The 7,370-nt window shown below is 43.4% G+C and carries 6 protein-coding genes; 5 read left to right on the top strand and 1 reads right to left on the bottom strand.

Annotated features, from left to right (window positions below):
- The first annotated feature begins 133 nt into the window (after positions 1 to 133).
- The 3 genes from B9J84_RS00660 (at position 134) to B9J84_RS00650 (ending at position 4,242) form a co-directional block, all read left to right on the top strand.
- Complete coding sequence (locus B9J84_RS00660) at positions 134 to 1,237, top strand: PEGA domain-containing protein (RefSeq protein WP_026028446.1); 1,104 nt, start codon at positions 134 to 136, stop codon at positions 1,235 to 1,237.
- A 156-nt stretch (positions 1,238 to 1,393) separates the two neighbouring features.
- Positions 1,394 to 3,214, top strand: a complete 1,821-nt coding sequence (locus tag B9J84_RS00655; protein ID WP_013868201.1) for an SUMF1/EgtB/PvdO family nonheme iron enzyme — start codon at positions 1,394 to 1,396, stop codon at positions 3,212 to 3,214.
- A gap of 311 nt (positions 3,215 to 3,525) precedes the next feature.
- On the top strand, positions 3,526 to 4,242 hold the full coding sequence (locus B9J84_RS00650; RefSeq protein WP_017044931.1) for a PAS domain-containing protein: 717 nt from the start codon (positions 3,526 to 3,528) through the stop codon (positions 4,240 to 4,242).
- A 39-nt stretch (positions 4,243 to 4,281) separates the two neighbouring features.
- On the opposite strand, the gene pdxH is transcribed toward B9J84_RS00650, so the two are convergent.
- Positions 4,282 to 4,917, bottom strand: coding sequence for a pyridoxamine 5'-phosphate oxidase (gene pdxH, locus B9J84_RS00645; protein WP_013868203.1), 636 nt, complete (start codon positions 4,915 to 4,917; stop codon positions 4,282 to 4,284).
- A gap of 297 nt (positions 4,918 to 5,214) precedes the next feature.
- On the opposite strand from pdxH, the gene B9J84_RS00640 reads away from it, so the two are divergent.
- On the top strand, positions 5,215 to 6,606 hold the full coding sequence (locus B9J84_RS00640; RefSeq protein WP_013868204.1) for an HlyD family type I secretion periplasmic adaptor subunit: 1,392 nt from the start codon (positions 5,215 to 5,217) through the stop codon (positions 6,604 to 6,606).
- 44 nt (positions 6,607 to 6,650) lie between these two features.
- Positions 6,651 to 7,313: a transglutaminase-like cysteine peptidase gene (locus tag B9J84_RS00635; RefSeq protein ID WP_026027195.1), complete on the top strand. Its 663-nt coding sequence runs from the start codon at positions 6,651 to 6,653 to the stop codon at positions 7,311 to 7,313.
- The last annotated feature ends 57 nt before the right edge of the window (positions 7,314 to 7,370 follow it).

The following is a 7,370-nucleotide window of genomic DNA, read 5'->3' as shown; positions in this document are numbered from 1 at the left end:
AGTAATAGATTTAAGTGAATTTTGCTATTGTTCGGAATAAATTTTGCATTATGAATACAGCTTATCCATTAAAGCTGTCAAAAGTTTGTCTTTCCCACTTTTGTGGTTAAACGTTAATTTGTTGCAGGGACCTATGATCACACGTCGCATCCCAGCGCTATTGCTTGCGCTAAGCCCTTTTTGGGTATCTGCATCGGTGTACGCGGAAGAAGTTATTCAGGTAGATCCTGTCACCGCTATCGATGAAAAAATGACTACTAAACAGACGGAAATCGACGCGATTTCTGCAGAATACGAAGCAGAGGGAGCCAAGCTTCAACAACTTAAAAATGAACATGTTCGTATTAAACGAGAAAGTGAAGAACTTGATGCTAAACGCAATCGAGCCAAGTCTGCTTTGGACAAACAATATAGCCGTCTTTTAGATGATCCAGACACAGATTTAGCCTCGTTTCAAAAGAAGTACCAAGAAACATGGGCATCAGTGAAGCAGAACCAAGCTGAAGGCCTTGAGAATAATCAAGCGATGACCGAAGTTGAAATGCGCTTGTCTCAAATCAAACAGAAGCAAGCTCGTCTCAGTAATGAGTATGCGAACCTCGAAGAGTCGCGCATTGAGGCTAGGGTCAAACGTCTCGAAGCCGAACTGCGTGAAAGTAGTGTTCTTGAAACTGGCTATAAAACCACCTGTTCAACGACAATGACACTAGGTGAGTGTTCAAATCAGGGACAGCACCTTACCAAACAAAAAGCGGTAAAAACGTTTCGGGCCAAGTTGCTTGATGACCTAACCGAATCGGTCATTGCCAAGCAAAACCTGAAAGGCGTGGAACTTAATATCCATGTACAAGATAGCCAAATTATTCGCAGTGGTTTTGAAGGCAACAACGAATACTTCACCCAAATGCAAGCTCAGCTTCAAGCGAAACCAGAAGCGGTGGCTGCGTGTAAACTGCTTAACGTGTCAACTCGATACTGTTTGAAAGGCGGCGTGTCTGAAGGTACGCAAAAAAATGACAAACAGTGGGCAAATGTGACCGTAAGGTCGGATCAATACAACGATGCCGTAACCATCAACGGTATTAACTACGGCAGTACACCTGTTGAGATTGTTTTGCCCAATGGCCGCCACCAAGTTACCGTCTCTAAAGATGGCTACGAAACCTACAACCGGGTATTAACAATTAACGGCAATGATACGGTTTGGATAAAGCTAAGACCGAATAAAGAGGGTTAATTACCTCAAAAAAACTCTGTTTTTCTGTCGTAATTCACAAAGATGCGGTTAAAACGCCATTTTGTCATTAAGTTATTGAAAGATGACTTCAGACAAAATGGTGTTTTCGTTTAGAATAGACACAATGAACTAATAACTTAACTGAAGTAGATAATAATGCGACAAGGTTTACCCGCTCTCTTATTAGCACTTTCGCCTTGCTTAGTGGCAACATCGACGATGGCAGAAGGAACGCCTTCCTCAGTAATTGCCATTGATGATGCGTTGTTTACTAAACAGTCCGAATTACAGGCAGCCCAGAAGGCCACCCATGAACAACAAGTGGTTGTGAACAACCACAACAGTGAGTTAGACAGGCTAACAAAGCAAGCCCAACTCTTTGATAAGGCACTTGCAAAAGCAAAAACTGACTTAGAACGCGATTACATGAAAATGATTGATGATCCTGAACTGGACATCATGCCTTCACAAAATGCCTACCAAGCAGCTTGGGCTAATGTAAAGCAGAATCAAAAAAACCGTTTAGAAGCTGAGCAAAAACGCCAAGAGTCAGAAGCACTGCTGGCACAAAAAAGGGCCGAGCAGAACACGGTCAGCAAAAATATCAATGAGCTAGAACAGCATAAATTACGCGCGCGAGTTGAGCGCTTAAGAGATGAACTCAAACAGAGTAGCACCGAGAAAGTTAGCTTTACTAACGCTTGTAGTGCCGATATGACATTGGCTCAATGCTCGAAACAGACCACTGACTTAGCGCTCCAGAAAGCGGTAAACCAGTATCAAACCAAGTTAATAGAGGCCACAAGTGAGGCCAAGCTCGTCCAACAACATCTGGCCAATGTCTCTTTTAATATTCATGTACTGCGCCATAAAACCGTAGATTCAGGTTTCTACAATGGCAATAAGTACAAAGCCGTACTAGATGTTCAGCTTGATGCAAGACCGGATGAAAACACACCATGTCGGTTGCTGAATGTCGAATCACAATACTGTTTCGCCCCAGGCGAATACTCAGCCAATACAGAAAAACAGAAAGAAATTGCTTGGGTTACCCTATCGATTCGCTCGAACCAATACAGTGATAAAGTCTCTATCGACAATGTAAACTATGGTAGTACTCCCGTCGAAGTGATGCTTCCAGTGGGACCGCACATGATTACGATTGAGAAAGAAGGGTATTACTCATTTAATCAAGAGCTGAAAATCACCTCAGATCATACATTAAGAGCGAACCTACGAGAAAAAGACAACCTACTTAAACCTGGACATAAATTTGCTGATTCCCTCAAAGGGGATATTAAAGCTCCTGAGTTAGTCACTTTGATCTCAGGCGAATATTTGATTGGCGAGCACGCATCGAAACAAGTTTTCCTTGATCATGCTTTCGCAATTGGTTCAACCCCCGTAACTGTGGGTCAATTTGAAACCTTTGTGAATCAAACCACCTACCAAACTGATGCTGAGCTACAAAAACTGTGCACAGCAGTCGCCGAATCTGAAATTACTCCGATTGCAGGTAGCTATTGGCGCGACCCTGGTTTTAAGCAGTTGAGCAACTCGCCAGTGGTGTGTATTAGCCAAAATGATGCGAAGGCCTACACTCGCTGGCTAAGTAAGGAAACTGGCTATAAATACCGTTTGCCGACAGAAGAAGAGTGGGAAATTGCCGCTCGCGCTGGTACACAAACAGACTATTGGTGGGGAGATGATTTCGGAACTGGGAAAGCGAATACTGGCTGGAGTGGTACACCTTGGTCAAATAAAAGTACCTCTCCTGTGAAGTCTTTCGCTCCCAATGGCCTAGGCCTTTATGATGTTGTCGGTAACGTGTGGGAATGGACAAATGACTCAAGAGGTCAAGCAAAAGGTGGAGCATGGAGCTTCTCCCCTGCAACGGCGGCGGCTTATGGTAATTTGTTTATTGCTCCTGCTACTTCGGCAAATTATGTTGGCTTCAGGGTCATTAGGGAACTTTAGGTAAGCTGAACTAGCTCAGCCATTTATATAACAAAGGGGGGGAATTCCCCCCTTTGTTATTGCACTCTCGTCGTCTAAAGTGGTGTTGAATATCAAACACGTTTGATATTTGATATCCATGTGGTATCCCTATGAATTTGCAACACCCTCGCAGCATTCATAGAACCTCTTCTGCACGTCGACAAGAAGCAATTCTTGTATTTATGCCAGCCCTTCTTCAGGCTGGCTTTTTTTATGTTCAAATGCCGCTATGGATTACAACCCGCCATGCCATTGGTATTATATCAATATCATTGTTAGGAGAACCCGCTATGGTCAATTTCCTCAGCGCAGAACAAATTTCATTGTTTCAACAGCTTCCGGGATATTGGGGTTGCAAAGATCTTAATTCGGTTTTTGTTTACGCAAACAATGCTTATGGCAAATTAATTGGTGTTAGTGATGCAAAACAGTGCATTGGATTAACTGACTTTGAAATGCCAAGCCCGACAACCGCTTGCGCCGCAGAATTCCAGCAACAAGATCGATGTGTAATCTCCACAAAAAAACCGTTAAAAGTGCTGGATATCCACCCCTATGCTGACGGTTCTTGGCGCGCTCATATTTTCACCAAAACCCCATGGTTCAACGCACAAGGTGAGGTTCAAGGTACAATTTTTTTCGGGCAAGAGCTAACTGATACCGCGATTTTGGAAGTAGGCCATTGGATATGTCGGGCAACAGGTTTAACGACCACACAGCATTCCGCGGGTGTTCTAGAGCCCATTTCCGGGCCCCTAACCACAAGAGAATCTGAGGTTCTTTTTCTTCTGCTTTATGGAAAAAAGCCCAAACACATTGCTCGGGTGATGAAGATTTCGATAAAAACAGTGGAAGGCTATGAAGCAAAATTGCGACATAAATTTGCAGCCCACAGTAAAGAGCAACTTATCGATATGGCTCTAGACCAAGGTTATGGCTCAAACATCCCCAAGACCTTGCTCAAAACGCAATTATCCGTGGTACTCAATAGTGAATGCCCCATATAGATGAGGCATTCATTGCGACTGACTTTTAACAAGCAGGCCTTATGGCGCTAAACGTTCAGCGTCCCATTGTTGATCATGTTGCGTAAACAAGAAGCGATCATGCAAACGATGCTCACCACCTTGCCAAAATTCTATCGATTCAACTTTAACGCGATATCCTCCCCAAAAACTCGGAACTGGGATCTCACCTTGTTCAAATTTCTTTTTTAACTCCAAGTATTTACCTTCCAAAATACCACGTGCTGAGATACGGCTGCTCTGGCGACTCGCTATCGCGGCAATTTGGCTATCTTTAGGACGAGAAGTAAAATATTTCATGTTTTCAAAAGCCGACAATTTTTCAGCCGTTCCTGTGATGTGCACTTGTCTCTCTAATGGGTGCCAAGGAAAGTGCAAGCTGACTTTATTGTTGTGTTCAATATGCTGCGCTTTGCGACTGCCTAAATTGGTGTAGAAAACAAAACTGTCTTTTTCGACATTTTTTAATAGCACTATACGTTGGAAAGGTTGTCCATTTTCATCAACCGTTGCCACTGTCATCGCCGTGGGATCGGTAAGACCGGCATCAATAGCCTGTTGCAGCCAAAGGTTAAACTGCTCAATAGGATTTGAAAGCAAATCTTTGCGTCTTAAACCGCCTTTTATGTATTCGCGGCGGATGTCTGAAAGTTCCATCTCTGCTCCTTATGAAATTTTTGACGATTGTGCGCCTATCATCGTCATAACTCAAGAGTGCTAAGGTTCAACAAAATCAGTAATTCACAGCTAAACTCTGTAGAACGTACGCAATAGGAAGTACAATCAATTCAAATGGTGAATAGTAATCTCATGATGAGTGGCAAATCCTTAACATTTTGCTAGACAAGTAATAAAATCAAGCAACTATACCCAAACAACTTACAGTTGTAGTCTCCTTCTACAGCTTTAAGTAGAAAAGGGAAATACACTACGATTAGGCGCAAAGGATAAGCGATGAGCAACAAGAGTTATAACAAACTCTCTTCGACAGAATTGGAGTACGTAGACGACAAAACGGCGGCTCTGCTACTGAACACGCCCAACAGTGCACGTGTGATGCTCTGGGTTATGGTCTGTTTTTTTCTCTTAGCCATCGTCTGGGCCTCATGGGCACAGGTCGACAAAGTGACAGTTGGACAAGGCAAAGTCGTTCCGTCATCGCAAGTTCAAGTGGTTCAAAACTTGGAAGGAGGCTTAGTCAAACAGATATTGGTTCGCGAAGGTGAACGAGTGCAAAAAGGCCAACAACTGTTATTAATTGATGACACTCGTTTCCGCTCAGACTACCGCGAACGTGAACAACAAGTCGCTAACCTTACCGCCAGTGTTCTACAGCTATCCGCTTCCATTACTAGCGTGATGATTAACGAAGAAATTGATGATGACAACTGGCAAAATAGCGTCAAAATTGACTATAACAAACTCGCCTTTCCACCGCTGTTAACAGACAACCAACCCGATTTAGTTAATAGACAAAGGGCCGCCTACCGGCAAGATCTTAATAACTTACGCAACCAACTTTCTCTTTTAGATCAACAAGTCAAACAGAAGCTACAAGAGTTGGTTGAAATACAAGCGCGCGTGAAAAATTTGCGCCAAAGTTATGATTTTGCGAATAAAGAGCTTGAGATAACCAAGCCTTTAGCAGACGAAGGTGTCGTGCCACGAATTGAGCTGCTGAAACTACAGCGCCAAGTAAACGATACTCGCCGTGAAATGACCACCAGCGAGCTTAACATCCCAGTATTAAAATCAGCGATTCGCGAAGCGGTGCTCAACCGTATTGATGCGGCTCAAAAGTTTCGCTCACAGCAGCAAGACAAACTGAACGAAGCCCAAGATAGACTTTCAGCAATCACAGAATCAGCCGTTGGGCTTGAAGATAAGGTAAATCGCACTGTTGTGCTATCGCCTGTGACAGGAACGATTAAGACGCTTTACGTCAACACCGTTGGCGGTGTTATCCAGCCCGGTATGGATATTGTTGAAGTAGTCCCAACAGAGGATACCTTGCTTGTTGAAGCGCAAATTGCCCCACAAGACATCGCCTTTTTAAGACCAGAGTTGCCTGCCATCGTAAAATTCAGCGCCTATGATTTCACCAAATATGGCGGCTTGGAAGGGACACTTGAGCATATCAGTGCCGACACAACTCAAGATGAAGAAGGCAAAAGCTATTATTTAGTCCGAGTAAGGACCAATCAAACCAGCTTAGGGCATGATGCTAACCTGCCTATCATCTCAGGAATGACGGCCTCTGTTGATATTATTACGGGTAAACGAACCGTGATGGATTATCTACTAAAGCCCATACTCAGTGCACAAAAAAATGCGCTAAGGGAGTAAGGTTCACTTATGCTTTTTAATATATTTATGATTGACGGTTTTTGATGAAGTTTTGGCTGCCACTGGTTTTATTGCTATTTATGCCCTCATCCCCCCAAGCGCTCAACACCAAAGAGCAGCAGTGGGTCGATGCGGTCGCGCTTACCTATGGCACAAGAGCGGGAAAACGCGTCGAAACATGGCGCAAAGAAATTGCCAAACACCAAAATGCTCCCGAACGTGACAAATTGACCGAAATAAATCGATTTTTCAATCAGCTGTACTTTGTTAATGATATCGATTTATGGGGGAAAAATGACTACTGGGCGACACCACTTGAGTTTCTAGGAAGCAACGCAGGGGATTGCGAAGATTTCACAATTGCGAAGTACTTCTCCCTGCTTGAACTGGGTATCGATGATAAAAAGTTGCGCCTCGTGTATGTTAAAGCCATTGAATTAAATCAGTTTCATATGGTTCTTGCGTACTATTCAACACCCAATGCCGAGCCCTTAATTTTAGACAATATAAACCCTGAGATTAAGCCAGCATCAACACGCCGTGATCTGTTACCGATCTACAGCTTTAACGGTAAAAATTTATGGCTAATGAAATCCAAAAATGGCCAGCTTGCAGGAGACTCTTCACGATTAAGTCTTTGGAATGACTTACGTGAACGGGAACGCTCGCTAAAATTGAATAAACCAATTGTAAGTTACGATGAGTAAGTAATATGACGCTATATAAACAACTTGTCGCGGGAATGATTGCCGTCTTCATTATGC

This window comes from Vibrio sp. V03_P4A6T147 (assembly GCF_002241085.1).
GTDB lineage: Bacteria > Pseudomonadota > Gammaproteobacteria > Enterobacterales > Vibrionaceae > Vibrio > Vibrio anguillarum.
This window is presented reverse-complemented; position numbering and strand designations above follow the sequence as displayed.

Excerpts from the sequence above, each read along its gene's own strand:
- B9J84_RS00660 (WP_026028446.1), top strand. The coding sequence starts at position 134 with ATGATCACACGTCGCATCCCAGCGCTATTGCTTGCGCTAAGCCCTTTT.
- B9J84_RS00655 (WP_013868201.1), top strand. The coding sequence starts at position 1,394 with ATGCGACAAGGTTTACCCGCTCTCTTATTAGCACTTTCGCCTTGCTTA.
- B9J84_RS00650 (WP_017044931.1), top strand. The coding sequence starts at position 3,526 with ATGGTCAATTTCCTCAGCGCAGAACAAATTTCATTGTTTCAACAGCTT.
- pdxH (WP_013868203.1), bottom strand. The coding sequence starts at position 4,917 with ATGGAACTTTCAGACATCCGCCGCGAATACATAAAAGGCGGTTTAAGA.
- B9J84_RS00640 (WP_013868204.1), top strand. The coding sequence starts at position 5,215 with ATGAGCAACAAGAGTTATAACAAACTCTCTTCGACAGAATTGGAGTAC.
- B9J84_RS00635 (WP_026027195.1), top strand. The coding sequence starts at position 6,651 with ATGAAGTTTTGGCTGCCACTGGTTTTATTGCTATTTATGCCCTCATCC.